20 protein-coding genes and 1 pseudogene are annotated in these 24,533 nt (G+C 70.6%); 7 read left to right on the forward strand and 14 right to left on the reverse strand.

Annotated features, from left to right (window positions below; genetic code table 11):
• Positions 1-69: 69 nt before the first annotated feature.
• Positions 70-1,908: a dihydroxy-acid dehydratase gene (gene ilvD, locus QSK36_RS33510; RefSeq protein WP_183544269.1), complete on the forward strand. Its 1,839-nt coding sequence runs from the start codon at positions 70-72 to the stop codon at positions 1,906-1,908.
• A gap of 48 nt (positions 1,909-1,956) precedes the next feature.
• On the opposite strand, the gene QSK36_RS33515 is transcribed toward ilvD, so the two are convergent.
• Positions 1,957-2,439: a hypothetical protein gene (locus QSK36_RS33515; protein WP_183544271.1), complete on the reverse strand. Its 483-nt coding sequence runs from the start codon at positions 2,437-2,439 to the stop codon at positions 1,957-1,959.
• A 665-nt stretch (positions 2,440-3,104) separates the two neighbouring features.
• On the opposite strand from QSK36_RS33515, the gene QSK36_RS33520 reads away from it, so the two are divergent.
• Positions 3,105-3,599, forward strand: a complete 495-nt coding sequence (locus tag QSK36_RS33520; RefSeq protein WP_285785148.1) for a helix-turn-helix transcriptional regulator — start codon at positions 3,105-3,107, stop codon at positions 3,597-3,599.
• 88 nt (positions 3,600-3,687) lie between these two features.
• Here the strand turns inward: QSK36_RS33520 and QSK36_RS33525 are convergent, their stop codons facing one another.
• From QSK36_RS33525 to QSK36_RS33535, 3 genes are all read right to left on the reverse strand, one after another.
• Complete coding sequence (locus tag QSK36_RS33525; RefSeq protein WP_030509608.1) at positions 3,688-3,912, reverse strand: FmdB family zinc ribbon protein; 225 nt, start codon at positions 3,910-3,912, stop codon at positions 3,688-3,690.
• A 63-nt stretch (positions 3,913-3,975) separates the two neighbouring features.
• On the reverse strand, positions 3,976-4,791 hold the full coding sequence (locus QSK36_RS33530; protein ID WP_285785149.1) for a GNAT family N-acetyltransferase: 816 nt from the start codon (positions 4,789-4,791) through the stop codon (positions 3,976-3,978).
• Positions 4,792-4,802: 11 nt separating this feature from the next.
• Positions 4,803-5,312: an HNH endonuclease gene (locus tag QSK36_RS33535; protein ID WP_182900131.1), complete on the reverse strand. Its 510-nt coding sequence runs from the start codon at positions 5,310-5,312 to the stop codon at positions 4,803-4,805.
• Between the two features lie 301 nt (positions 5,313-5,613).
• Between QSK36_RS33535 and QSK36_RS33540 the strand changes: the two genes are divergently transcribed.
• On the forward strand, positions 5,614-7,677 hold the full coding sequence (locus tag QSK36_RS33540) for a prolyl oligopeptidase family serine peptidase (protein WP_285785150.1): 2,064 nt from the start codon (positions 5,614-5,616) through the stop codon (positions 7,675-7,677).
• A gap of 10 nt (positions 7,678-7,687) precedes the next feature.
• On the opposite strand, the gene purU is transcribed toward QSK36_RS33540, so the two are convergent.
• The 4 genes from purU to QSK36_RS33560 all read right to left on the reverse strand — a co-directional run bounded on the left by purU (position 7,688) and on the right by QSK36_RS33560 (position 13,000).
• Positions 7,688-8,536: a formyltetrahydrofolate deformylase gene (purU, locus tag QSK36_RS33545; protein WP_182900133.1), complete on the reverse strand. Its 849-nt coding sequence runs from the start codon at positions 8,534-8,536 to the stop codon at positions 7,688-7,690.
• Between the two features lie 125 nt (positions 8,537-8,661).
• Positions 8,662-10,575 carry a tetratricopeptide repeat protein gene (locus tag QSK36_RS33550; RefSeq protein WP_285785151.1) on the reverse strand — a complete coding sequence of 638 codons (1,914 nt, stop codon included), beginning with the start codon at positions 10,573-10,575 and terminating at the stop codon, positions 8,662-8,664.
• A gap of 247 nt (positions 10,576-10,822) precedes the next feature.
• Positions 10,823-11,389: a GNAT family N-acetyltransferase gene (locus QSK36_RS33555; protein WP_285785152.1), complete on the reverse strand. Its 567-nt coding sequence runs from the start codon at positions 11,387-11,389 to the stop codon at positions 10,823-10,825.
• Positions 11,390-11,410: 21 nt separating this feature from the next.
• Positions 11,411-13,000 (reverse strand): NsdA family TPR-like regulatory protein, encoded by a 1,590-nt coding sequence (locus tag QSK36_RS33560; protein WP_183544279.1) that lies wholly within the window; start codon positions 12,998-13,000, stop codon positions 11,411-11,413.
• 335 nt (positions 13,001-13,335) lie between these two features.
• On the opposite strand from QSK36_RS33560, the gene QSK36_RS33565 reads away from it, so the two are divergent.
• The 4 genes and pseudogenes from QSK36_RS33565 to QSK36_RS33580 all read left to right on the forward strand — a co-directional run bounded on the left by QSK36_RS33565 (position 13,336) and on the right by QSK36_RS33580 (position 17,060).
• On the forward strand, positions 13,336-13,596 hold the full coding sequence (locus QSK36_RS33565; protein WP_030509616.1) for a hypothetical protein: 261 nt from the start codon (positions 13,336-13,338) through the stop codon (positions 13,594-13,596).
• Positions 13,597-14,092: 496 nt separating this feature from the next.
• Complete coding sequence (locus QSK36_RS33570) at positions 14,093-15,061, forward strand: mechanosensitive ion channel family protein (protein WP_285785153.1); 969 nt, start codon at positions 14,093-14,095, stop codon at positions 15,059-15,061.
• A 52-nt stretch (positions 15,062-15,113) separates the two neighbouring features.
• Positions 15,114-15,473: pseudogene (locus QSK36_RS33575) on the forward strand (globin); the annotation flags it as partial.
• Between the two features lie 36 nt (positions 15,474-15,509).
• Positions 15,510-17,060, forward strand: a complete 1,551-nt coding sequence (locus tag QSK36_RS33580) for a glycoside hydrolase family 13 protein (protein ID WP_285785154.1) — start codon at positions 15,510-15,512, stop codon at positions 17,058-17,060.
• Between the two features lie 48 nt (positions 17,061-17,108).
• On the opposite strand, the gene QSK36_RS33585 is transcribed toward QSK36_RS33580, so the two are convergent.
• From QSK36_RS33585 to QSK36_RS33610, 6 genes are all read right to left on the reverse strand, one after another.
• Positions 17,109-17,546, reverse strand: coding sequence for an acyl-CoA thioesterase (locus QSK36_RS33585; protein WP_285785155.1), 438 nt, complete (start codon positions 17,544-17,546; stop codon positions 17,109-17,111).
• Between the two features lie 85 nt (positions 17,547-17,631).
• A complete protein-coding gene (gene ettA, locus QSK36_RS33590; RefSeq protein ID WP_139576501.1) occupies positions 17,632-19,296 on the reverse strand; it encodes an energy-dependent translational throttle protein EttA in 1,665 nt (554 codons plus the stop codon).
• A 10-nt stretch (positions 19,297-19,306) separates the two neighbouring features.
• The gene (locus QSK36_RS33595) at positions 19,307-20,608 is read right to left on the reverse strand and encodes a GGDEF domain-containing protein (protein ID WP_285785156.1); all 1,302 of its coding nucleotides are present in this window, start codon (positions 20,606-20,608) and stop codon (positions 19,307-19,309) included.
• Between the two features lie 268 nt (positions 20,609-20,876).
• Positions 20,877-21,470: a pyridoxamine 5'-phosphate oxidase family protein gene (locus QSK36_RS33600; protein ID WP_182900139.1), complete on the reverse strand. Its 594-nt coding sequence runs from the start codon at positions 21,468-21,470 to the stop codon at positions 20,877-20,879.
• A gap of 436 nt (positions 21,471-21,906) precedes the next feature.
• Positions 21,907-22,707, reverse strand: a complete 801-nt coding sequence (locus QSK36_RS33605) for a single-stranded DNA-binding protein (protein ID WP_285785157.1) — start codon at positions 22,705-22,707, stop codon at positions 21,907-21,909.
• A gap of 157 nt (positions 22,708-22,864) precedes the next feature.
• Positions 22,865-24,496, reverse strand: a complete 1,632-nt coding sequence (locus QSK36_RS33610) for a GTPase (protein WP_285785158.1) — start codon at positions 24,494-24,496, stop codon at positions 22,865-22,867.
• Positions 24,497-24,533: the final 37 nt, after the last annotated feature.

Here is a 24,533-nt window from a genome sequence, read left to right on the forward strand (position 1 = left end):
CGGGTCTCGGCAGCCGGGCACTGGCCGTACCATTTGAAGACTCAGTAGTCTCCAGATGGGGGTCCCTCGATGCCCGCTCTCAGGTCCCGCACTGTCACTCACGGCAGGAACATGGCCGGCGCCCGCGCGCTGCTCAGGGCCACGGGCGTAGCGGGCAGCGACCTCGGCAAGCCGATCGTCGCGGTGGCCAACAGCTTCACGCAGTTCGTGCCCGGCCACGTGCACCTGCGCGAGGTCGCCGAAGTGGTGGCCGGCGCGGTCCGCGAGGCGGGGGCCATCCCGCGCGAGTTCAACACGATCGCCGTGGACGACGGCATCGCGATGGGCCACGGCGGCATGCTCTACTCGCTGCCGTCCCGCGAGCTGATCGCCGACGCGGTCGAGTACATGGTCAACGCCCACTGCGCCGACGCGCTGGTCTGCGTCTCCAACTGCGACAAGATCACGCCCGGGATGCTGCTCGCCGCCTTCCGGCTCAACATTCCCACGATCTTCGTGTCCGGCGGCCCGATGGAGGCCGGCAAGATCCCCGGCCGCAAGCTCGACCTGATCGACCCGATGATCGCCTCCGCCGACGCGAGCGTGTCGGACGCCGACCTCCTGGAGATGGAGGAGAACGCCTGCCCGACCTGCGGGTCCTGCAGCGGCATGTTCACCGCCAACTCCATGAACTGCCTCGCCGAGGCGATCGGTCTGGCCCTGCCCGGCAACGGCACCACGCTGGCCACCCACAAGGCCCGCAAGACCCTGTTCGAGAACGCGGGACGGCAGATCGTCGACCTCGCCCGGCGCTACTACGAGGACGACGACGAGTCGGTCCTGCCGAGGAGCATCGCCACCCGCGAGGCGTTCGAGAACGCGATGGCGCTCGACGTCGCCATGGGCGGATCGACCAACACGATCCTCCACATCCTGGCCGCCGCCCGTGAGGCGGGCGTCGACTTCGGGCTCAAGGAGATCAACGAGCTGTCGCTGCGGGTGCCGTGCCTGTGCAAGGTCGCCCCCGCGACGATGAAGTACCACGTCGAGGACGTGCACCGGGCGGGCGGCATCCCCGGGATCCTCGGCGAGCTGGACCGGGCCGGCCTGCTCCACCGCGACCTGCCGACCGTCCACTCCGCCTCCATCGCGGAGTACATCGCCAAGTGGGACCCCAAGTCCCCCGAGGTCACCGACCAGGCCGTGGAACTGTGGCACGCGGCGCCCGGCAACGTGCGCACGGTGAAGGCGTACTCGCAGGACGCCCGCTGGGAGTCGCTCGACCTCGACCGCGCCGAGGGCTGCATCCGCGACCTCGACCACGCGTACACCAAGGACGGCGGCCTCGCCGTGCTGTACGGGAACATCGCGCAGGACGGTTGCGTGGTCAAGACCGCCGGCGTGGACGAGTCGATCTGGCGCTTCTCGGGCCCGGCGGTCGTGTTCGAGTCGCAGGAGGAGGCCTCCGAGGGCATCCTCGGCGGCAAGGTCAAGGCCGGCGACGTGGTCGTCATCCGCTACGAGGGCCCCAAGGGCGGCCCGGGCATGCAGGAGATGCTCTACCCGACGAGCTTCCTCAAGGGCAAGGGCCTGGGCAAGGCGTGCGCGCTGATCACCGACGGCCGCTTCTCCGGCGGCACGTCGGGTCTGTCCATCGGCCACGCCTCCCCGGAGGCCGCCGAGGGCGGCACGATGGCCCTGATCGAGGACGGCGACATCATCGAGATCGACATCCCGGGCCGCTCGATCGAGCTCAAGGTAGCCGAGGACGTGCTGGCCGCCCGCCGCGAGCGACTGCTGGCCGACCTCGGCGGCTACCGGCCGCGCGACCGGCAGCGCCCGGTGTCGGCCGCCCTGCAGGCGTACGCCGCGCTGACCACCTCGGCCTCGACCGGCGCGTCCCGCGACCTGTCCCAGCTCTCCCGCTAGGTCGTGTGGGGCCGCCTCGCCGGAGGCGGCCCCACGTGTTCATCCCGGTCAGCTGTAGGAAACCGACTGCACGCTGCAGTTTGTCATCCACGGACCGGGATAGACCGGGGCCGTCGTGCAGCCCCAGGTGGCGGTCACGGTGGTGGTTCCCGCGGGGATGCTGACGCCGCCCGCGGAGCCGGCGAAGTCGTACGTATGGCCCTCGCTGCACATGGCGGAGACGCTGACGGACGTCGTCCCACTGGGCAGCGTCTGTGTGAACTGCCACGCGTGCGTGGCCGGGACCGCGACCATGCTGGTGTAGGGCACCGTCCCCCCTCCGCCGTACGGTGAGGCGCCGACGGCCGGGGCGATGGGGTACCAGTCCCTGGTGTCCCCGAAACTGTTGTAGTTGAGGCAGTCCACCGTGGCCTGCAGCGTGACGGCGTCGGCCGCGGCGGGGTTGGGCGCGAGCGCCACGCTCAGCACGCCGGTCGTGACGAGCGCCGCACCGAGCGCGAGCACCCTCCGGGCTGGATTCACAGCGAACATTGGTGTCCCTTCTTCCGCATTCGAAATCAGCCACAGCGAATGCACCACCTCCCCCAGGAGCGGTCAATCACCTGCGTTTTCGGCAGGCCGGAACATCGTGCCGACTGAAAGTGCGCTCCGCAGAGGGCCCGAAACGCGGTTGCGGCTGATCACGCGGCCGAAATCCGATACGCAGCGGCGATCGCGACACTTTTACGAGCGATTCGGCGAAATGTTTCGAATACCCGGCTCGCCGTGATTTCCGGGCGGAGCGCGTCCGGTGAAAGTTTCAGCGCGTCATCCGTCCACGGCGCTCGCGAAGCCGTCCGGTGCCGCCCCGATCTCGCGGCACATGGCGTCGCTGCCGGTGTCGCCCGCGTCGTCCACCACGACCAGGCGCGCGTCCGGCCAGGCCGTGGCGAGCTGCCAGGCGGTCTCCAGCGGTCCCCCAGATCGAGGCGGCCGTGGACGAGCACGCCGATGTCCATATGCCCGTGGTCGTACGGCTCGACGGGGGATACACGCCGGATAAACCACACTGGCCGGTGTGGATGGGAAAAGCGGTTTCCCACGTCGGCGGCCAAGCGTCCCGGACAGGAAACGATGACCTGGAGGACAGACCAACCTATCGCCCTTCCCGAGAACGCGTTCGGAAAAATGTCAGTCCTCGTCGCTATTGTCGAGGTATGGCCAACGTCATTCGGCACTCGCTGACCGCCGAGGAACTCGCCGCCCTCGCCCTGTCGCTCGCTCACCTCGGTGCCGGCCCGCAGTCGGTCACCGCCCGGCGCGGTCTGCGCCACGCCTTCGAGCACCTCGATCTGGACGGCGACGTCATCGCCACGACTCTGACCACCCTGACCACTCCGCTGCCCACCGACGTCGCCCGGCGGGCGCGGGCGGTGGCCAACGCGATCACCGCGCGCCTGGTGATCCGCATCCAGTATCACGACGCCGCGGGCCGGATGACGGTCCGCGACGTCGAGCCGGTGACCTGCCTGGTCCACGGCGAGTTCTGGTACCTGGTGGGCTGGTGCCGCATGCGCCGGTCGATCAGGGCCTTCCGCTTCGACCGCATCCTGGCGGTCGAGCCGACCGACCTGCCGGCCCGCGCCCACCTGCCGCAGCGTTACCTGCCGTTCCAACGGCGCTCGCGGGCCAGTCGCCCGTCCGCGGCCTGACGTCGCTGTCCGCGGGCGTGGCGCCTGGCGCCCACGCCCGCGGGTCGCAGGCGGCCGAACGCGAACGCACGGCCGGAAACCGCTCGGATCAGCCGCCGCAGCAGCCACCTCCGCAGCAACCGCCGCCCGCGCCGCCCGACGGACGGGCGGCGGGAGCCCCGGACGCCCTGCCCGTGACGGCCACGGTGGACAGCAGCTTCACGGTGTCGTCGTGGCCGGAGGGGCACACCGCCCGGTCACCGGCCTCCGCCATGGGACGGTTGAGCTCGAACGTCGATCCGCACGCGCGGCAACGGTAGTCATAGCGAGGCATGCGTCCAGATTACGGCCAGGCGCGGCGACCGCGAGCACCCCCGGGGAAGCACAGGGAACCACCTCAGGTGAAGTGGATGGTGGCGTAGTCGGCGATGGGCCGGTAGCCGAGCCGCTGATAGACGGAGTTCGAGGTGGGGTTGCTGAGGTCGGTGAACAGCAGCACCTCGGTGGCGCCGTCGTCGAGCGCCTTCCTGCTGGCCGCGTGGCTGACGGCGCTGCCGTACCCGCGTCCGCGCAGATCGGGCGGGGTGTAGACGGGCCCGATTCGCGACATGCCGGCGATCGGCGCGGAGACTCCGGCGATGGACACGGGCCGGTCGTCGTCCTCCCACCAGATCAGTTCCTCGCGATTGACACGCGCGGCGACGACGGGAGTGGGGTCGGCCGTGCGCTCGACGTGTGCCTCGTGCTGGAACTCCTGGAAGAAGCGCACGGCCGTGGGCAGGTCGTCGGGGCCTGCGACGCGAGGCTTCCCCGGCGCGGAGGGAGCCCGCAGCGAACCGAGGCGGTAGAGCCGCTCGGCCCGGCGGCGTGTCTCGGGCCGCCACCAGGCGCGTGCGAACGCCTCGGCGACGGCCGCAGGACCGCCGACCGCGGGCACGTCGTGGTCCATCTCGATCAGGTCGCGCGCCAGCAGGGGAAGCGCCGCGAGCGGGACGTCGCCCAGCGCGAGCGGATAGGGCGGCGTCTGGCAGGCCGCCCCCGCCACCGTGTCGCCGTCCTCCAGCCAGGCCAGCAGGGGATCGACCGTGAACTGGCCGCTGCGGATCCCGCGCAACACGGTCAGCATGACCGTGTTGCGGACGGGATCGCGCAACAGCCAGGGCTCGGCCGCCGCGGCGTACTCCTCCACGTCGGCGGTGATCGTCCACTTCATGACGTCATCCGTCAGGCCGCCGTCTCCGACAGGTAGGGCGCCCACTGCGGATCGCCGTCGAGTTGCGCGCCGATGAGCCGCCAGTGCGCGCCGTGCGGCACCACGGGGGGCACGCTCAGCGCCCACCCGAGCTCCTCCAGCAGCCTGTCGGCCTTGCGGTGGTTGCACGGCATGCACGAGGCGACGCAGTTCTCCCAGGTGTGGGGGCCTCCCCTGGATCGCGGGATGACGTGGTCGATGGTCTCGGCCCGCTGGCCGCAGTAGGCGCACCGGAAGTTGTCCCGGCGCATCAGCGCCGCCCGGGTGAGCGGGATGCGCGTCCGGTAGGGAATGCGGACGTAACGCCGCAGCCTGATCACCGACGGGACGTCGAGCGTGCGGGTGGCCGAGCGCAGGACCGCGCCCCGGCCGTCGCGGTGGACGACGTCCGCCTTCTCTCTCAGCACCAGGATGACGGCCCGGTGCAGGGAAAGCGTGGTCAGCGGTTCGTATGTGGCGTTCAGTAGCAGGACTTGGCGCATCAGCCGGCCTCCACAGCGGTCTCGGCTGTGCGCCTGGGTTGTGGCCCCGTCGGTTGGGACCCGGGTGCTTCCGTCACAGGGACCTCCGCCGGACGGCCCAGCGGATCGTCACCACGGCACCGCCCCTCACCAAAGTGTGGCCTTTTCGGCGGCCCCTTCGCCACCCCATAAAAAGGGTCCGTGAGGTGAACGACTGGAACGCCTGCTGCTTCTATGCCCAGCAGTTCACCCCTTTATTCCCGTCTTGGCCGGGTACGGACGATGTACCGTCGCAGTCGCCCGGCTGATTTAAAGTGCCAGCATGAGCCGAGTGCCGTACCCGCCAGCCCGCCGTGACGACATCGTCGACGATCTCCACGGAACGCCCGTCCCCGACCCGTACCGGTGGCTGGAGGATCCGGACGATCCGGCGACGAAGGAGTGGCTGGACGCGCAGGAAACCCTGTTCCGGTCCGCCGAACTCGAAGGGCGCGACCACTTCCGCAAGCGCATCGCCGAACTGCTGCGGTCCGGGTCGGTGGGGACACCGTCCTGGCGCGGCGAACGCCGCTTCTTCACCCGCCGGGCCCCCGACCAGGAGCACCCGGTCCTGTACGTCGCGGACGGTGACGGCGAGCGCGTGCTGCTCGATCCCACCGCCCTCGACCCCTCGGGCCTGACCACGCTCGACTCCTACCAGCCGGACAAGGAGGGCAACCGGCTGGCGTACCAGATCTCGATGGGCGGCGACGAGGAGTCGCGCCTGTACGTCGTCGACGTGACGACCGGAGAGGTCATCGAGGGGCCGATCGACCGCTGCCGCTACTCCCCCGTGGCCTGGCTGCCCGGCGGCGAGGCGTTCTACTACGTGCGGAGGCTGGCGCCCTCGCTGGTCCCGGCCGGCGAGGAGCAGTACCACCGCCGCGTCTACCTGCACCGCGTCGGCACCTCCCCCGACGAGGACGTGCTGATCTTCGGCGATGGCCTGGAGAAGACCAACTACTACGGAGTGTCGGTCTCGCTCGACGGCAGGTGGCTGTCGATCTCCGCCTCACGGGGGACCGCCCCGCGCAACGACCTGTGGGTGGCCGACCTGGTCGCCTCGTCGCCGCGGGCGCCGGAACTGGTCACCGTGCAGCAGGACGTCGACGCCCAGACCGGGCTCCACTTCGGCCGCGACGGGCGGCTCTACGTCTTCACCGACCTCGACGCCTCGCGCGGGCGGGTCTGCGTCACCTCTCCGGAGACGCCCGGCCCCGAGCACTGGCGCGACCTCATTCCCGAGGACGCCGAGGCGGTGCTGTCCGACTTCGCGATCCTCGACGGCATGGCAGAGCCGGTCCTGCTCGTCGGCTGGACCCGGCACGCGATCGGCGAGATCTCCGTCCACGCCCTGGAGACCGGCGAGCGGATCGGCGAGGTCCCGCTGCCGGGGCTCGGCTCGATCGGGGGGATCTTCGAGCGTCCGGAGGGCGGGCACGAGGCCTGGTTCAGCTACACGGACGGCATCACCCCGACCGCCGTGTACCACTACGACGCGCTGACCCGCGAGACCTCGCTCTGGGAGGCGCCTCCCGGCGCCGTGGAGGTGCCCGAGGCGACGACCGAGCAGGTGGTCTACCGGTCCAAGGACGGCACCGAGGTGCACATGCTGGTCACCTCACGCCCGGGCTCCGGGCCCCGGCCCACCATCCTGTACGGCTACGGCGGCTTCGGGGTCCCGATGAACCCCGGGTTCTCCGCCACGACGCTGGCGTGGGTCGAGGCGGGCGGCGTCTACGCGGTCGCCCAGCTTCGCGGCGGCGGCGAGGAGGGCGAGCAGTGGCACCGGGCCGGCATGCTCGGCAACAAGCAGAACGTCTTCGACGACCTGCACGCCGCGGCAGAGCACCTCATCGCCACCGGTGTCACCAGCCCGGACCGGCTCGCCATCTCCGGCGGCTCCAACGGCGGCCTGCTCGTCGGCGCGGGGCTCACCCAGCGCCCCGACCTGTACGCGGCCGTCGTCTGCATGGCCCCGCTGCTCGACATGGTCCGGTATGAGAAGTTCGGCCTCGGGGCGACCTGGAACGTCGAGTACGGCTCGGCCGACGCGCCGGAGGAGTTCGCCTGGCTGTGGGGCTACTCGCCCTACCACCACGTGCGTGAGGGGGTGTCGTACCCGGCCACGCTGTTCGCCGTGTTCGCCTCCGACACCCGCGTCCATCCTCTGCACGCGTGGAAGATGGCGGCGGCCCTGCAGCACGCGCAGGCGGGCGACCGGCCGATCCTGCTGCGCAACGAGACCGAGGTGGGGCACGGCGCCCGGGCGGTGAGCCGGTCGGTCGAGCTCTCGGCCGACCAGCTCGCGTTCCTGGCCCGGCACACCGGCCTGCGGGTCGGCTGAGGCGTACAGGTCAGCGCGGGAAGATGATGGTCTTGTGGCCGTCCAGCAGCACGCGATGCTCGGCGTGCCAGCGGACGGCCCGGGCCAGCGCCTGGCATTCGAGGTCGCGGCCGATCGCGGCGAGGTCCTCGGGCGAGTGGGTGTGGTTCACCCGCGCGACCTCCTGCTCGATGATCGGCCCCTCGTCGAGGTCGGGCGTCACGTAGTGCGCCGTGGCGCCGATCAGCTTCACGCCCCGGGAGTACGCCTGGTGGTACGGCTTGGCGCCCTTGAACGACGGCAGGAACGAGTGGTGGATGTTGATCATGCGCCCGGCGAGCTTGGCGCACATCTCCTGTGAGAGCACCTGCATGTAGCGGGCGAGCACGACCAGATCGGCCTGGTAGTGGTCGACCAGCGTGAGGATCTCCGCCTCCTGCCGCGGCTTGGTGTCCGCGGTGACCGGCAGGTGGTGATAGTCGACGCCGTACGACTGGGTGAGGGGACGCAGGTCGGGGTGGTTGGACGCGACGCCCACGATCTCGATGGGCAGCAGGCCCGAGCGCACCCGGTAGAGCAGGTCGTTGAGGCAGTGGTCGAACCGGCTGACGAGCACCAGCGCCCGCGTCCGCACCGCGAGGTCGAAGAGCTGGAACTCCATGGCGAACTCCGACGCGAGCGAGGCGAACGCTGCTCGCAACTCGTCGACGGCGCTCCCGCCGGAGAACTGCACGCGCATGAAGAACCGCTCCTCGACCGGGTCGCCGAACTGCTGGCTCTCGATGATGTTGCAGCCCTTCCCGGCCAGCAGACCGGAGACGGCCGCGACCACTCCGGGCCGGTCCGGACAGGACAGGGTCAGCACATATTCAGCGCTCATGCTCAGATCCTCGACGGGTGACGGTGTCGGCTTCAAGGGTAGGGCCAGCCGATCGCAGGGTGCGGGCAGGTGTGAGGCGGGGCGGCGGACGACCGGCCGGCCGCCCGCCGTGAGCGTCCCCCGCGTCAGCCCTCCTTCTCGTGCCGCTGCAGCGCCGCGCGTACGTCGGGGTCACCGGGGGCCAGGGACAGCGCCCGGCGCAGGTCGAGCAGCGCCTCCCGCCCCCGGCCGAGCGCGTCGAGCGCGGTCGCCCGGTTGAAGTACAGGGCCGCGTCCTCGCCCAGCTCGATCGCCCGGGTCAGGTCGTCGACGGCGCCCCGCGCGTCGCCGGTCTCGAACCGCAGGGTCGCGCGGTTCGCCCAGGCCGAGGCCAGGCGGGCGTCGGCGGCCAGCGCCGCGTCGAAGGCCAGGGCGGCCTCCGCGTAGCGGCCCGCCTCGGTCTCCAGCTGCCCGAGCACGCCGTGCAGGTGCGCGTTGCCGGGGTCGAGGGCGAGCCCCGCCTCGACGTCGTGCCTGGCGGCCTCGTGCTCGCCGAGCATCTCCAGCACACCGGCCCGGTTGACGTACGCGTCGAGGTAGCCGGGATCGAGGTCGAGCACGTGGTCGAGGTCGGCCCGAGCTCCGTCCAGGTCCCCGGCGGCCAGGCGCAGCTCCGCCCGGTTGTAGTACGCCTCGGGCAGCGGCGGGCTCACCCGCATCGCCGTCTCGTAGTCGGCCAGCGCCTCGTCCGTACGTCCCATCTCGAACAGCAGGTTGCCCCGGTCGAGATAGTGGTCGGGGAAGCCCGGGTCGATCCCGACGGCGCGGTCGAAGTCGGCCAGCGCCTCCTCCCCGCGGCCCAGGCGCGCGAGGAGCTGCGCGCGGTTGGCGAACAGCACCATCCGGTGCACGGGGTGGGCGTCCGGCGGAAGATCACGCTCGGCCAGGTCGATGGCCGACCGCACCAGGCCGAGCGCCTCGTCGATACGCCCCTCCCGCAGCTCGATCAGCGCGCGGCCGTTCTGGTCGAACCCGAGTTTGAAGGCTCGCGTCCGCCGGTCGGGCAGCAGCGTGGAGATCGCTATCGCCTCGTTGATCCAGGCTCTGGCCCTGGTCAGGTCGCGCCGCGCCGGATCGCGGTCGCGCGCGTCGAGCATCGCCGTGCCGTACGCGGCGGCGGCGTGCACGGCCGGATCGACGCTGACCCTCCGGGCCTGGTCGTACAGCTCCTGCGCGTGCTCCCGCCGGCCCAGCCCCGCCAGGGCCGTCGCGGTGCGGTGGGTGAAGCGCCACCACAGGTCGGAACCCGGCTCCACCAGTCGCAGGCCGCGCGAGCCCAGCTCCACGACCGCGTGCAGGAAACCCTCGGTGACGCAGTGGTCCACCGCCGCCCACAGGGCCTGCGCCGCCGCGTCCATATCGCCGCCGTGCTCCAGATGGTACGGCACCGCGCCCAGCGCGTGCTCCGACGCCGCGGCGTCGGCCCTCAGCTCGGCGACACGCCGGTCGTGCCGGCGCGCCCGTTCCTCCGGCGGCAGCGACAGGTACGCCCGGTAGGCCCGGGGGTCGTCGGAGGTGCAGTCCGAGACGACGTAGTCGTCGGGCGGGCCGCCCTGGACCCGGGCCTCCACCAGCCGCGTGTCCTCCCATTGGGGCTCCGCGGAGGCCAGGACCAGCGTCAGATCCGGCACCCGGCGCGCCAGGACGCGCAGCAGTTCGCGGTCGGCCGGATCCGCCTCGTGCAGGTTGTCCACCAGCAGCGTCCGCGGCTCTCCGAGGCAGTCGCGGACGAACTCGGCGATCCCGTTGGCGATCCGCAGCGTGCGGCGCGGCGCGGGCACGAGGATCCGCTCGTCCTCCGTCAGACGGGCCTCGATGGTCTGCCGCCGTGCGGGCACCAGAGGGCGCAGGCTGGGAGCGACGGCGCGGATCTCGATGTCGTGTTCCGCCACCAGGCCCGGGGAACGCTCCAAGGCGACCGGGACGAGGGCGCGCAGGATCGCGCCACCGATCGTGTACGGACCGCGTAGCCGGCGGTGCCCGTTGACGACGGGCGCCATGGGAGGCGGCACCTCCAGGGCAAGCGCGCGGAGGGCCGCCACGCGGTCCCGGGAGAGGTCTCCCCGGACCCAGATGTGGCTCGGGTGGTCCCTCACCCCTTGTGGATGACGCTCGAGGTACCGCTGAGCTTGGTCGTTCCCGGCTTGCGGATAATGATCTTCTTCATCATGCCTCTTTCCCCACTCTTGCGGACAAGGCACAAGTATTCGCAGGGATCAGCTATCCGCCAAGGGATGGAAGCATTATCTATCGGGAGAAAAGCGGAGAGACTACGGCATTCAGCTGCTTCTCGATATAAATCACCACGTTGTCACCGCGTACCTCGCGCCGCAGCTCCCGCCAGCCGGATTTGCGATAGAGCTCAAGCGCGGCGACCTGACGCAGGGTGGTGTCACCGCGCAACGTCCTGTAGCCGAGCCGGCGCGCCCGATCCTCGAGCTCCTCCGTGATCTGGGCGCCGTAGCCGCGCCGCTGGTGATCGGGGTGGACCCGGAGCCGGCACATCTCCGCCGTGTCGGCGTCGATGCGCCGCAGGCCGCCCATCGCGACGAGCCCCGCCCCGGACACCTCGCCCACCAGGAAGTCGCCCCCGGCGGCCAGGTAGACCTCGGTGATCCGGGGGAAGTCGTCGTCGTAGTAGACGCCGTCACCCGGCACCACGCCCACCTGGGCCAGGCCGATCTGATGGAGGGACCACACCGCGTCGAGGTCGGCCCAGCGGTACCGCCGGATCCTCAGCGGCGCGGCCCCGCTCTCCCCGCCTCTCACGGGATCTCCCGGCTCGAGATCTCCCGCCAGCGCGTCTCCTGCCACACGTCCTCCTCGGTACCCACGTCACCCGGCGTCCCGGAGCAGCTCCGGCGGGATCGTGACCCGGCTCTGCTTGATCACCTCGCAGAAGGCCTGAAGCCGGGGCGAGTCGCCGTACTTGGCCTTGACCTCCTTCGCCAGGTCGTACGCCGGTTTGAGCAGCAGGTCGGTCCGGTAGTCCTTGTCGACCAACTCGATGGCCTCCTGGCCCAGCTTGAGCGCTGCCTCGACGTCGCCGTCGATGAGCCGGCACATCGCCCGGTCGAACCGGATCAGGGTCTGGTCGAGCAGGTCCTCGTCCGTGTACTTGTCGAGCGCCTGCTGCAGAATCACGTCGGCCTCCACCGTCTGCCCCAGCTTCACCAGGACGTCGCCCTGGTAGAAGTAGAGCTGCCGCTCGGTGTAGCCGAACGCCGGGTCCTCCCGGTCGCTGTCGTTCATCTGCTGGAAAGCCGCCCTGGCGCGATGCAGGGCCCGCTTGGCCTGCTCGACCACCTCGTGCCGCGAGCCGTTGACACCGGCGATCTTCGCCAGCGCCCTCGCCTCGACGACGGGCGCCATGGTCCGCGCGGCGCAGGGGGTGTGGCCGGCCAGGTCGCGGCTCTTCTTCGCCAGCGTGAGCGCCTCGCGCGGGTCGCCGTAGTAGAGCGGGACCAGCGCCTCGCGGGCGGTGACCCAGGCGCGCAGGGCCCGGTCGCCGGTCTCGTCCGCCGCCATCCGGCCCGTGCGGAAGAACGAGCGGGCCATCCGCTGGTCCCCGAGGTCGATCATGATCATCCCCGAGAGCCCGGCGAGCTGGGCCGCCATCCGGCACAGCCGCTCCTGCACGTCGATGGGCTGCCGGCGGTCCAGGGCCTTGCGTACAGCGGTGAACTCCAGCATGACGTCGCAGAGCAGCCGTACGGGCGGGGTGTTCATGTACTGCCGCCCGAAGCCGAACGTGGCCTGCTCCCACTGGTCGAGCATCGCCGGCGAGACGGTGGCCGTGACCATCGTCTCGTCCATCCGCCGGCGGAGGTTCTCCACCGCGCCGAGCACCTCTTCGTTGAGCTCCTGGAGCCCAACCGCCCCGACGGTGCCGCCGGCGAGGAGCCTCAACAGCGTCCTCCGTAGCACGTTCTCGTCCTCCTCGCCCCCGTCCACCGGATGGGTGCAGCCGCCCGACGGGGGCGGCGCACCCCACGGAGCGGGTGAAGTGATAGGTCTGTCCTGTTCTGGGTCACCGCCACCTGATTCGGCCAGGTGTCCGTGGCCGCAGATGCACGGGCTTTCAAACCCGAGGGCCAGGGGCTCCACTCGGTAGACCGAGCACAGGTAGTGGAGATACTCCGGGCCGGGCCGCTTCATGCCCGACTCGTACGCGGACAGTAGCGTCTCGCCGATGCCGGGGATGGCTTTTCCGTCCCTCTCGAAGAGCGCGCGCACCTGCTCGATCACGTCGGCGAGCGCCACACCGTGCGAGAGGCGATGTGCCTTGATCCGAGTCGTGCCGAACTGCGGTCCGCAGTCGTTGTGGATCTCCTGGGCGATCTCGGCCAGGCTGCGCCCGGCGGCCAGGCCCCGCGCCCTGATCCGGCGCGCGATTTCCGTCTCCCTGTGTTGCCTGCCGGACATTCCGGCCCCTCTCTCGTGGCCGGCCGCACTCGCAGCCCGTGGTCTCGAGCGGTCCTCACGTCGTGACGGAGAGTGACTTACTCGTCGCGCTCCGACCACACCATAATGATGGACCATAGTTGGCGCGGCCAAGCCCCCAACATGAACGTGCCGACTAAGGATCGTCTCCCGATAGGGGTTTTCTTTCAACCGACATGGGTTTTCCTCCACCACGGCCGCTTCTCGCCCTCGTTGACCCGAGCACTTCCGTGAGCCATCTTGGGCGCACCAGAGTGAACAGACGGGAACGCAAAGTACACATTCCGCCCGCGAACGGAAATGAAGGAGGACCTACGGTGGGGGAGGACGATTTCCGGCGCCTGGAACATTTGGTGGCCGAACTCGACGCGCGGGGTCTACTCGCGCGAGTCGTGCGCACCCCGTCGGGCCGCGCCTACGTACGCGTGATCAACCCCGACGCGACGAGCCTCACGGAGAACGTGGTCTGCCAGGCGGCCGACTACTGGTGGTCCTGGGGCGAGCGGATGCACCGGGCGGACGACCCCGCCGGAGCGGCCACGAAGGTGGCCCGCGTGCTTGCCGCGGTGAGCGAGTAGGGGAAGGCGGCGGCCCGGGTGAGAGTGCAGTCGCCGTGGGCCGCCGCATCCACCGCGGCCTCAGGGGGCGGGCAGGACGCCCGGTGCGGAGCGTGGCCGTCGCGCCGCCCCGGCGCGACGGCCACGCTGCGGCGTCCCGCCCGCCCCGACCCCGTCCGAATCTCGCGGCCGACCGGCTCGCCGGTCGTCATTGACCGCCGTCCGGCCCTGTCGAGCAGGTGGGGCCGGACGGTGATCGAGGGGGATCCCCGCTTGGAGAACGGCGCCGGGCGCGCTTCCGGGTGCGCGCCCGCGCCCTGCCACACCGTCACTGGAGCGAGTCCGGTCCGCCCTCCGCGGCCCCGGACGGGACACGCTTCCGTCTTCCCCGGCGATGTGACGGAGGCCGGATCAGTCGGCAGTATTGGCTACGTTCAAGAACTGCCGTTGATCCGATCCGGGGGGGATCCACCTCGTGTTACCGCTGTCACCCGCGACGCCCAGCCCAGAGCCGACCGTGCCGGATCTCGATGTGATCGGCCAGCAGGTGGCGAAGGCGTGCGACAACAACGACGGCATCTTCTGCACTGTCTTGAACAGCGCCTTCCCGGAGAAGGACTTCCCCGCCTGGGTGCAACTCGTGGCGGGCATCGTGGACGTGCTGCTGCTGATCGCCCTCATCCTGGCCGGAGCGCTGATCGTCCGGAACGTCGTGCACCGGCTGATCACCCGGCTCACCGTACGAGCCAGCGTCGGCGTGCTGCCGGAGCGGCTACGCGGCAAGTCCGTGCTGACCAGCACGGAAGCCGCTGCGGCGATCATGACGGAGCGCCGCAGGGCACGCGCCGAGACGATGGGCTCGGTGCTGCGGAGCCTCGCGTCCGTCGTGATCCTCGGCACCGCGGCGTTGATGATCTTCGCGAAGCTCGGGGTCGAGCTGGCGCCGCTGCTCACGAGCGTCGGCATCATCGGTGTGGCGGTCGGCTTCGGCGCCCAGGAGCTGGTCAAGGACTTCATCGCCGGCATGTTCATGCTCCTGGAGGACCAGTACGGCGTGGGCGACGTGATCGACACCGGAGTGGCCGTCGGCACGGTGGAGGCCGTCACGCTCCGCATCACCCGCCTGCGCGACGCCGACGGCAAGGTCTGGTACGTGCGCAACGGCACGATCACCCGGATCGGCAACGAGTCGCAGGGCTGGTCGAGGGCCCTGGTGGACGTGCCGGTGCCGTACGACAGCGACGTGGCGACGGTCCGCGAGCTGCTCAACGGCCTCGCACACGACCTGTGGGAGGACCCGGAGTACCGGGACACGGTCATCGTCGAGGAGCCGCAGGTCTTCGGCCTGGAGTCGGTCTCGGGCTCGTCCGTCATCTTCCGGATCAGCGCGAAGACCGTGCCGGCGCGGCACCTGGAGGTCGCCCGTGAGCTGCGCCTTCGGGTGAAGCGGGCCTTCGACGAGAAGAGCCTCGCCTTCGCCGCCTGACCTTACCGATCGGTAGCTGACTTAGGCTGAAACCGTGACCAGCGAGCAGACCCTGTCCTTCTACGAGGCGATCGGCGGTGAGGAGGCCTTCGAGCGCCTCGTCCGCCGGTTCTACGAGGGCGTCGCGGAAGACCCCCTACTGCGCCCGATGTACCCCGAAGAGGACCTCACCGGCGCGGAGGAGCGGCTGCGCCTGTTCCTCATCCAGTACTGGGGCGGCCCGAGGACCTACAGCGAGCAACGCGGCCACCCCCGGCTGCGGATGCGGCACGTGCCGTTCGTCATCGACGAGGCGGCACGAGATGCCTGGCTCAGGCACATGGGCGACGCCGTGCGTTCCCTCGGCCTGCCGGCCGAGCGCGAGAAGGAGCTGTGGGACTACCTCGTCTACGCCGCCCACAGCATGGTCAACGCATAAGTAACGGAAGCAGCGGGCAGCCAAAGACTCATGGAAACAACCCCCTGGTGGCGTGATGCCGTTGTCTATGAGATCTACGTCCGCAGTTTCGCCGACGCCTCCGGCGACGGTACGGGCGACCTGGCGGGAATCCGCGACCGCCTGCCGTACCTCGCCGAGCTCGGCGTCGACGCGATCTGGCTGACCCCCTTCTATCCCTCCCCCATGGCCGACGGCGGCTACGACGTGGCGGACTACCGCGACGTCGATTCGTTGTTCGGGTCGCTGGCCGACTTCGACGACCTGGTCGCCGACGCGCACGCGCACGGCCTGCGGCTGATGGTGGACATCGTGCCGAACCACAGCTCGTCGGCCCACCCCTGGTTCCAGAAGGCCCTGGCGTCCCCCAGGGGCTCCCAGGAGCGCGAGCGGTACATGTTCAGGGACGGCGGTCCCGAGGGCGGCGGAAGCGGCCATGGAGAGCCGAACAACTGGCTGTCGACCTTCGGGGGCCCGGCGTGGACCCAGGTGCCCGACGGGCAGTGGTACCTCCACCTGTTCGCGCCCGAGCAGCCCGACTTCAACTGGCGCAACCCCGAGGTGCGGGAGGAGTTCCTCGACGTCCTGCGGTTCTGGCTCGACCGGGGGGTGGACGGCTTCCGGATCGACGTCGCGATGGGCCTGATCAAGGCGGAAGGGCTGCCCGACACCGATCCGGGCTTCACCTCGAGGTCGCCGATCTGGAGTCAGCCGGAGGTGCACGACATCTATCGCGACTGGCGGCGGGTGCTCGACTCCTATCCCGGCACCCGTGTCGCCATCGGCGAGGTCTGGACCGACTCGGCCGAGGACCTCGCGTTGTACGTGCGGCCCGACGAACTGCACCAGAGCTTCAACTTCGCCTGGCTGGAGGCCCCCTGGTCGGCCACGGCCTTCAGGAAGGTCGTCGACGACACCCTCAAGGCCGTCACCTCGCCGACCTGGGTGCTGTCCAACCACGACGTCGTGCGGCACGTGACCCGCTACGGCCAGGGGTCGCTCGACCCGGAGGCCGGTCTGGCCCGGGCCCGCGCGGCGTTGCTCGCCATGCTCGCCCTGCCGGGGTCGGCCTACCTGTACCAAGGTGAGGAGCTCGGGCTGCCCGAGGTCACCGACCTGCCTCCGGAGGCGCGGCAGGACCCGATCTTCGCGCGGTCGAACGGCGAGCTGCCGGGCCGCGACGGTTGCCGGGTGCCGCTGCCCTGGTCGGGCACCGAGCCGCCGTACGGCTTCGGGTCCGGCGGGTCGTGGCTGCCGCAGCCGGCGAACTGGGCGGACCTCACGGCCGAACGGCAGGCGGCCGACCCGTCCTCGACGCTGTGGTTCTACCGCCGGGTGCTGCAGACGCGGCGGGAGCTGCGCGGCACGCTGCCCGACGCGATCACCTGGCTGGAGTCGCCGGAGGAGACGCTGTTCTTCCAGCGGGGCCGGCTGCTCTGCGTGATCAACTGCGGCGAGGGCGCGGTGGCGCTCCCGCCCCACGACCAGGTGCTGATCACCAGCGGCCCGCTCGACGGCACCGCTCTTCCCGCCGACACTGCGGCCTGGCTGCTCACCGGCTGACCTCGCCCCGCCTCCGGACCGGCCGCCGGCTCCGGCCGTCGCGGCCGGTCACGGAGCGAGGGCGGAGAACCGCTTGAGGTACGCGAGCTCGTCCTCGTCGAGCCTGCGGGGGCGGGCCGCCGCGGCGTCGTAGGCGACCATGACCGTGCGCGCCTCGACGTAGAGCGTCTCGTCGTCGCGAATCTCGTACGCGAGGGTGAAGCGGACCCTGGAGATCTCGGTGACCCACACCTCGACGCGGACGGGATCGGAGCGGAAGGTCAGGGGCCGCCGATAGTCGATCTCATGTCGCGCGACCACCAGGTCCTGCCGGCGGCCGGTGATCTCACGCGGCCGCTCCCACAGCATGGACACCCGCGCGTCCTCGAGGTAGTCGAGGAAGCGGACGTTGTTGACGTGGCCGAAGCTGTCGATGTCGGCGAAGCGCACCTTGCGCTCAAAGATGAAGCGGGTCAGCCGCTCTGGAGGATGGCGTAGCTCGGTCACCGGTCAAACCTAACGGGCCCCCGTCCCCCGCCCGGCGGCGGGGGACGCAGGCGGCAGGCCCGCGAACAGCGGAAGGGGACCCGGCTCAGTCGCGGGTGAGCTTGCGGTAGGTGACGCGGTGCGGGCGGGCGGCGTCCGCGCCCAGCCGCTCGATCTTGTTCTTCTCGTAGTCGGCGTAGTTGCCCTCGAACCAGAACCAGTTCGAGCCCTCTTCCCACGCCAGGATGTGGGTGGCGATGCGGTCGAGGAACCACCGGTCGTGCGAGGTGATCACGGCACAGCCCGGGAAGTCGAGCAGCGCGTTCTCCAGGCTCGACAGCGTCTCGGTGTCGAGGTCGTTGGTGGGCTCGTCCAGCAGCAGCACGTTGCCGCCCTGCTTGAGGGTGAGCGCGAGGTTGAGCCGGTTGCGCTCGCCGCCGGACAGGACGCCCGCGAGCTTCTGCTGGTCGGGGCCCTTGAAGCCGAACGCGGCGACGTACGCCCGCGAGGGCATCTCGACGTTGCCGACCTTGATGTGGTCGAGCCCGTCGGAGACGACCTGCCAGACGTTCTTGTTCGGCTCGATGCCGGCCCTGCTCTGGTCCACGTAGGAGATCTTGACGGTCTCGCCGACCGTGATGGACCCGGTGTCCGGATTCTCGGACCCGGTGATCATCCGGAACAGCGTGGTCTTGCCGACGCCGTTCGGGCCGATGATGCCGACGATGCCGTTGCGCGGCAGGTCGAAGGACAGCTCGTCCATGAGCAGCCGGTCGGCGAAGCCCTTGCTCAGCTTCTCGGCCCGGATGACCGTCGTGCCCAGGCGCGGACCCGGCGGGATCTGGATCTCCTCGAAGTCGAGCTTGCGGTACTTGTCGGCTTCGGCGGCCATCTCCTCGTAGCGCTGGAGACGGGCGCGGCTCTTGGTCTGGCGGGCGCGCGCGTTGGAGCGCACCCACTCCAGCTCCTCCTCCAGGCGCTTCTTGCGCTTGACGTCCTTCTGGCCCTCGACCTTCAGACGCGCGGCCTTGGCCTCGAGATAGGTGGAGTAGTTGCCCTCGTAGGCGTAGCACCGGCCGCGGTCGAGCTCCAGGATCCAGCCGGCCACGTTGTCGAGGAAGTAACGGTCGTGGGTGACGGCCAGGACGGTGCCGGGATACTTCTCCAGGTGCTGCTCCAGCCACTGGACGCTCTCGGCGTCGAGGTGGTTGGTGGGCTCGTCGAGCAGCAGCAGGTCGGGCTGCTCCAGCAGCAGCTTGCACAGCGCGACCCGGCGCCGCTCGCCACCGCTGAGCTTGGTCACCTCGGCGTCGGGCGGCGGGCAGCGCAGCGCGTCCATGGCCTGTTCGAGCTGGCTGTCGAGGTCCCACGCGTTGCGGTGGTCGAGCGCGTCCTGCAGACGGCCCATCTCCTCCAGCAGCTCGTCGCTGTAGTCGGTGGCCATCTGCTCGGCGATCTCGTTGAACCGGTCGAGCATCGCCTTGGTCTCGGCGACGCCCTCCTCGACGTTCCCGAGCACGGTCTTCGACTCGTTGAGCGACGGCTCCTGCAGCAGGATGCCGACCGTGAAGCCGGGCATCAGCCGGGCCTCGCCGTTGGACGGCTGCTCCAGCCCCGCCATCATCTTGAGCAGCGTCGACTTGCCCGTGCCGTTCGGGCCCAGGACACCGATCTTGGCCCCCGGCAGGAACGACAGCGTGACGTCGTCAAGGACCACCTTGTCACCGTGCGCTTTGCGCACGCGCTGCAACGTGTAGATGTACTCCGGCATACCTTCAAGCCTAGGGGATCGCACCGGCAGCGCCGTCCGCGCTGCGGGGAGGTGGGGCCACTGGGGCGGCGGGGAGACAGACCCTGTCCCTGCCGAGCTCCTTGGCACGGTAGAGCGCGAGGTCGGCTGCCGCCAGCAGCTCGATCAGGTCCTCACCGTGAACGTTCATGATGGCCACCCCGGCGGAGACCGTGACCGTGACCGTCGCCTGCTCGGCGGGGACCACCATCCGGCCGACCCGGGTGCGCAGCCGCTCGGCCACCCGCCTCGCCTCGTGCGCGTCGGCGCCGGGCAGCAGCACGACGAACTCCTCGCCGCCGAACCGCCCCACCACGTCGTACTCGCGCAGCTGCGTACGGAGGGTGGCCGCCACCTGGGCGAGGACCTGGTCGCCCACCAGGTGGCCGTAGGTGTCGTTGACCTTCTTGAAGTGGTCGATGTCCACCAGGACCAGCGCGAGGGCGTCCCCCGTCCGCTGGGCCCTGACGATCTCCGTGTCCGCCTCCCGCTGCCAGGCGGCCGCGTTCAGCAGGCCCGTCTTCGGGTCCGTGCGGGCCGCGGCCTGGAGCTGGGCGTGCAGCAGGCTCCGCTGGAGCAGCACGACGGGCGGCAGCACGAGCAGCAGCAGCGCCAGGTTGAGGCCGCAGACGACCGCGACGAGGACGCCGAGGCAGAGCTCGACCGCGTCGAGCAGAACGCGTTCGCGGTCCCACAGAACCTCGCCCCAGCGGCCCTCCGGGTCGGACGCGTGCGCCGCGACCGCGATCAGCGCGGTGTTGAGCACCGTGAACAGCACCGCGCAGGCCGCCGCGACCGCGATCGGCTCGCCCTCCCCCGCGGACAGGTGCACGGGGACGGGGACCCAGCGATGGAAGACGGCCGAGGCGGAGGCCGCCGCGAGCCCGATCGCCGCCGCGCTGAACACGCGGCGATACAGCACGGTCGCCCGGACCCTGAGCTGCAGCAGGATCTGCATCGGTATGGGCGCGAGCAGGGCATAGACCGGCGGAAGCAGGAACGCCACCGGCAACCACCAGGCGGACAGCAGGTCACGGGACACACCGGCGGGCATGCCGAGGCGACGGGTCGCCTCGATGCACACCGCACCGCACACGGTGAGCGCCCCGAACATGGCGAGGTGGTGGGTGTGGAACGCGGTCGACTTCGCCAGCACCGCGATCAGGACCGCGTCGAACGCCACGATCGCGCACACGTAGGACACGAGGGCGGGCGGCTGGGCGAGCAGCGGCCAGCGACTTCGCGAGTAGATCGCGCTTCGCGGCCTGGCCGAGGTCTGACCGGTAGCCGTCATCCCGCCCCCCAGTAGCCGAAGCCCATCTCACGATGCGTAACACAATAGTTGCGGAGTGTGCGATGCGCGACGGGAACCGCTACCTTGGCACGATGGCCATCTGTATCTGATGGGCTAAGGAGGCATCTGCGGCGGATTGCCCGACCCGGGATTCACGCAGCTCCCGCCGAGCCCGTGGTGTCGCTCGGAGGGGTAGTCGCCCGGGGGGTAGTCGCCCGGGGGGGTAGTCGCCCGGGGGGAGAGCAGGCCGGCTCCACCCGGCCGGGTGTCATGCGGTGTGTGGAAGCGGCGGCAGCGGCAGCGGCAGACCTGGCAGGCCGTCGATACTGGTCGCGACGTGCTCCTTCTTGTGGAAGTACGCGTCGAGCGACTCGTCGGTCTCGCGTTCGAACCGCGAGCCGTGCAGCGGGCGGTCCTCTTCATAGGTCATGAACGGGACGGCGTACCCGCACGTATCACGGATCTTCTCGGCGGTCACGACGATGATCGCGCGCAGGCCGTGCCGGGTCGGGTCGATGTCCGGGAAGTAGCGCATCAGGCCGGCCCAGCGTGGATCGTCGCGGAAGACAGGCTCTCCGCGACCGTGCACGCGCACGATGTTGGGAGGGCCGTCGAAGGCGCACCACATCAGGGTGATGCGGCCGTTCTCGCGCAGGTGGGCGATCGTCTCGGCGTTGCTGCCGGCGAAATCCAGGTAGGCCACGGTGAGTTCGTCGATCACGGCGAACGAGCCGGTCAGGCCCTTGGGTGAAAGGTTGACGGTGCCCTCGCCGTCCAGCGGCGCGGTCGCGGTGAAGAAGATGTGCTGCGCCTCGATGAAAGCACGCAATCTACCGTCTATCCGCTCATAGCTCTTCCCCATGACCTGATTATGACCGGGGTGATCCGGCAGGGCAGGAGCGGGGATGGGGCAGCGGGAGCGGGGACGGCGCAGCGGGAGCGGGGGACGGCACAGCGGGAGCGGCGCAGCGGGAGCGGCGCGCGGCGACCCGTCGGGTGGCGGGCCGTTCAGCGGCGGGCCCGCAGGCAGGCTCTGCGCGCCTCGACGAGCTGCTCACGGATGTTGTGCACGTTCGCTCCCGGCACGTTGGCCGGGTTCTGCCCTTTGGCGCGCCGGGGCCCATTCTGCCCTTTGGCCCGCTGGGTCCCGGCGGGCCAAAGGGGCGAACAGCTCAGCGGCGAACATCTTCAGCCGCTGCCGGACATGCGTGAGTCGTTCGGGGATCACGCCCGCATCGCACCGCTACCTGTCCGAACCGAGTACCTGTCCGAACCGAGTACCTGTCCGAACCGAGCTGCTAAGCCGCCAGTGCGGGCGGGAGCCAGGCGGCGTCGCCGCTTTCCCGCAGGCCGCGCTCCGGGTCCGTCGCCTTGTCCTTCGCCCCGTCCGGCGCCCCGTCCGGCGCCCCGTCCGTCGTGCTTTCCGTTGTGCCTTCCTCCGTGCCGGTCTCGTCCGTGCCGCCGGTCTGCGGTGTCTCGTCGCCCTGCCACGCTCGGCCGGCGTGGCGGGCGCCCGCGGTCGCCCGCGCTCCGGCGACCGGCGGAGCAGCGTCGTTCGTGCCTCGTTCGCCGACGAGGGCGTCGAACGCCTCGTCGTCGCCCCCAGTGACGCCCCCAATGACGCCTCCGTCGACGACGGACTCCGCACCGGGGCCGGTGGGACCGGTCAGCTCCCATTCCCGCGTCGCGTCTTCCATCGCCTGGCGCTCGTCGTCACTCGGCGCGCCCGCCGAGTAGGCCCGGACCGGCTTCTCGAACGTGGCGATGCCCCACTTGAGGTCATGGCCCACCGAGCCGGCCTCGATCTCCGCCCAGAACCGCTGCTCGCCGTCACGCTCGAACTGCTTGATCCGCAGCTTGCCGTACACCACGACCGGGTGGCCCTTGCGGATCGACTGCTGCACGTTGTCCGCCAGGCCGCGATAGCAGCGCACGGTGTAGTAGGTGGTGTCCCTGGTCTGCCAGGTGTTGGTCTGCTGGTCGAGGACGCGCCTGTTGACGGCCATCCGCATCGAGGTGACACGCGAGCCGTCGCGGAACCGGTACTGCCGGGGGTCGTCGGTGACGTTCCCGCTCAGCGTGACGTAGATGTCGTTCATCGAAGTGCCTCCCCGGCCCGGTCACTCGCCGGGCTCGGGGGACAGACTGGCCGCGCGCCCCGCCGCCCCACGGGCCAGAAACCCGTTCTGTGGACGAAGCCACGCCTGTGGACAACGCTCCGGTCGCCTGCTCGTGCGCAGTCGGGCGGCGGGCCGTTCAGCGCCGGGCGGCCGCCATCGCGCCGAAATACTCGTTGTAGCGGGTCAGCTCGCGCTCGACCGGCTGGACGACCATGTCCTGCGCCAGGACGCCCACCCGGCGTCTCATGTCGTGCTCCAGCCGGTCGCGTTCCTTGCCCGCGGCGAGCACCACGAAGTTCCTGCTCGCCATGGCCGAGAACAGGCCGAGCCCGAGGACGCTGATCGTCATCAGCCCCACCCATGGCAGTACGGCCACGTCGCCGAGGACCTCGGCCGGCGGACGGCCAGCCTTGAACACGCCGTACGCCAGGATCGCGCCCGCCCAGGCGAGGCTCGCGACGAACATGACCACCAGGAGGTACTGCCAGATCTTCAGGAGCCACCACCAGACGGGCACCCGGTCGAGCGGCGGAGCCACCTCAGACAGCTCGTCAGACAGCGCCTCGGGAAGCTCGTCCACCCGTGAGCGGGCCGCCTCGCGCACGCCGTCGCGCCACACCTCCGGCATGCCGGCCGTCAGCCCGTCGGCGAGCGCCTGCACCGCGTTGTCCACCTCGGCGGGCTGAGCGGTGACCGAACTCGCGACAAGGCCGCGGATGTCGTCCTTCACGGCCCCCAGACGCAGGCTCTTGAGCGGGTCGGGCCGCAGCCGGGCCGCCCAGCGCGCGTACGGCCACCCGACCCAGTCGGCGGACCGGACGGCGTACACGTTCTCGAGGGCCTCGCCGAGAGCGGAGACGCCGATGGCGTCGCACAGCGCGTCGACCAGCCCCGCGCGCCGCGCGCCGTCCAGCGTGGGCTCCACCCGCAGCAACTCCGGCACGTCCTTCACCAGGCGCAGCACCAGCCGGTCGAGGTCGGCCTCCAGGCGCTGGTAGGCCGCACGCCGGGCGGCCACGGACTCGGCCAGGACGGCCTTCAGGCTGTCGACGCCCCTGCCGGTGGTGGCGGACGTCGCGACCACCCGGGGATGGGCGACGCCCTCACGCCGGAGAAGGTCCTCCAGGTCGGCCACGCACTCCGCCTGCTCCTCCGGGGTGAGCCGGTCGGACTGGTTCAGCACGAAGACCGTCACCGCGTCGTGCCCGGTCAGCTCGGTCACGTAACGCCGGTGCACCGAGGCGTCGGCGTACTTCTGCGGGTCGAGCACCCACACGATGAGGTCGGCCATCTGGATCAGCCGGTGAGCCTCGTGGTCGGTGAGCGCGCGGATCGAGTCGTGGTCGGGCAGGTCGAGCAGGATCAGCCCGTGCAGCTGGCTCTCGCCCTTGTCGAGGGCGCTGGCGCGGGCGAACCGGTGCCGCCACTGGATCTGCAGCCAGTCGAGCAGCGGGCCCGCGCCGTCGATGCCCCACACGCAGGCGTGGGTGCGTGCCGTGGTCGGCCTGCGTACGCCGATGGGCGAAAGCTCCAGCCCGGAGACGGCGTTGAACAGGGACGACTTGCCGCTGCCCGTGCCACCGGCCAGCGCGACGACCGTGTGGTCGGACGACAGCTTGAGCCGGTCGCCCGCGCGCAGCAGGAGCTGGGCGGCCTCCGTGACCAGCGCCGGGTCGAGCCGGCCCTGTCCCAGCTCGACGATCTTGGCCAGGGCGGCGAGCCTGGGGCCGAGCCCGTGCTGCGTTTCGGCGGTGCTGACAGCCGTCATGGATTCCTCACCGTGGTGCCGTAGACGTACCCGGGCG

This window comes from Microbispora sp. NBRC 16548 (genome assembly GCF_030268985.1).
GTDB classification, from domain to species: domain Bacteria; phylum Actinomycetota; class Actinomycetes; order Streptosporangiales; family Streptosporangiaceae; genus Microbispora; species Microbispora catharanthi.

Coding starts and splice junctions, on each gene's coding strand:
- ilvD (WP_183544269.1), top strand. CDS start 70: ATGCCCGCTCTCAGGTCCCGCACTGTCACTCACGGCAGGAACATGGCC.
- QSK36_RS33515 (WP_183544271.1), bottom strand. CDS start 2,439: ATGTTCGCTGTGAATCCAGCCCGGAGGGTGCTCGCGCTCGGTGCGGCG.
- QSK36_RS33520 (WP_285785148.1), top strand. CDS start 3,105: ATGGCCAACGTCATTCGGCACTCGCTGACCGCCGAGGAACTCGCCGCC.
- QSK36_RS33525 (WP_030509608.1), bottom strand. CDS start 3,912: ATGCCTCGCTATGACTACCGTTGCCGCGCGTGCGGATCGACGTTCGAG.
- QSK36_RS33530 (WP_285785149.1), bottom strand. CDS start 4,791: ATGAAGTGGACGATCACCGCCGACGTGGAGGAGTACGCCGCGGCGGCC.
- QSK36_RS33535 (WP_182900131.1), bottom strand. CDS start 5,312: ATGCGCCAAGTCCTGCTACTGAACGCCACATACGAACCGCTGACCACG.
- QSK36_RS33540 (WP_285785150.1), top strand. CDS start 5,614: ATGAGCCGAGTGCCGTACCCGCCAGCCCGCCGTGACGACATCGTCGAC.
- purU (WP_182900133.1), bottom strand. CDS start 8,536: ATGAGCGCTGAATATGTGCTGACCCTGTCCTGTCCGGACCGGCCCGGA.
- QSK36_RS33550 (WP_285785151.1), bottom strand. CDS start 10,575: ATGGCGCCCGTCGTCAACGGGCACCGCCGGCTACGCGGTCCGTACACG.
- QSK36_RS33560 (WP_183544279.1), bottom strand. CDS start 13,000: ATGTCCGGCAGGCAACACAGGGAGACGGAAATCGCGCGCCGGATCAGG.
- QSK36_RS33580 (WP_285785154.1), top strand. CDS start 15,510: ATGGAAACAACCCCCTGGTGGCGTGATGCCGTTGTCTATGAGATCTAC.
- ettA (WP_139576501.1), bottom strand. CDS start 19,296: ATGCCGGAGTACATCTACACGTTGCAGCGCGTGCGCAAAGCGCACGGT.
- QSK36_RS33595 (WP_285785156.1), bottom strand. CDS start 20,608: ATGACGGCTACCGGTCAGACCTCGGCCAGGCCGCGAAGCGCGATCTAC.
- QSK36_RS33600 (WP_182900139.1), bottom strand. CDS start 21,470: ATGGGGAAGAGCTATGAGCGGATAGACGGTAGATTGCGTGCTTTCATC.
- QSK36_RS33605 (WP_285785157.1), bottom strand. CDS start 22,707: ATGAACGACATCTACGTCACGCTGAGCGGGAACGTCACCGACGACCCC.
- QSK36_RS33610 (WP_285785158.1), bottom strand. CDS start 24,496: ATGACGGCTGTCAGCACCGCCGAAACGCAGCACGGGCTCGGCCCCAGG.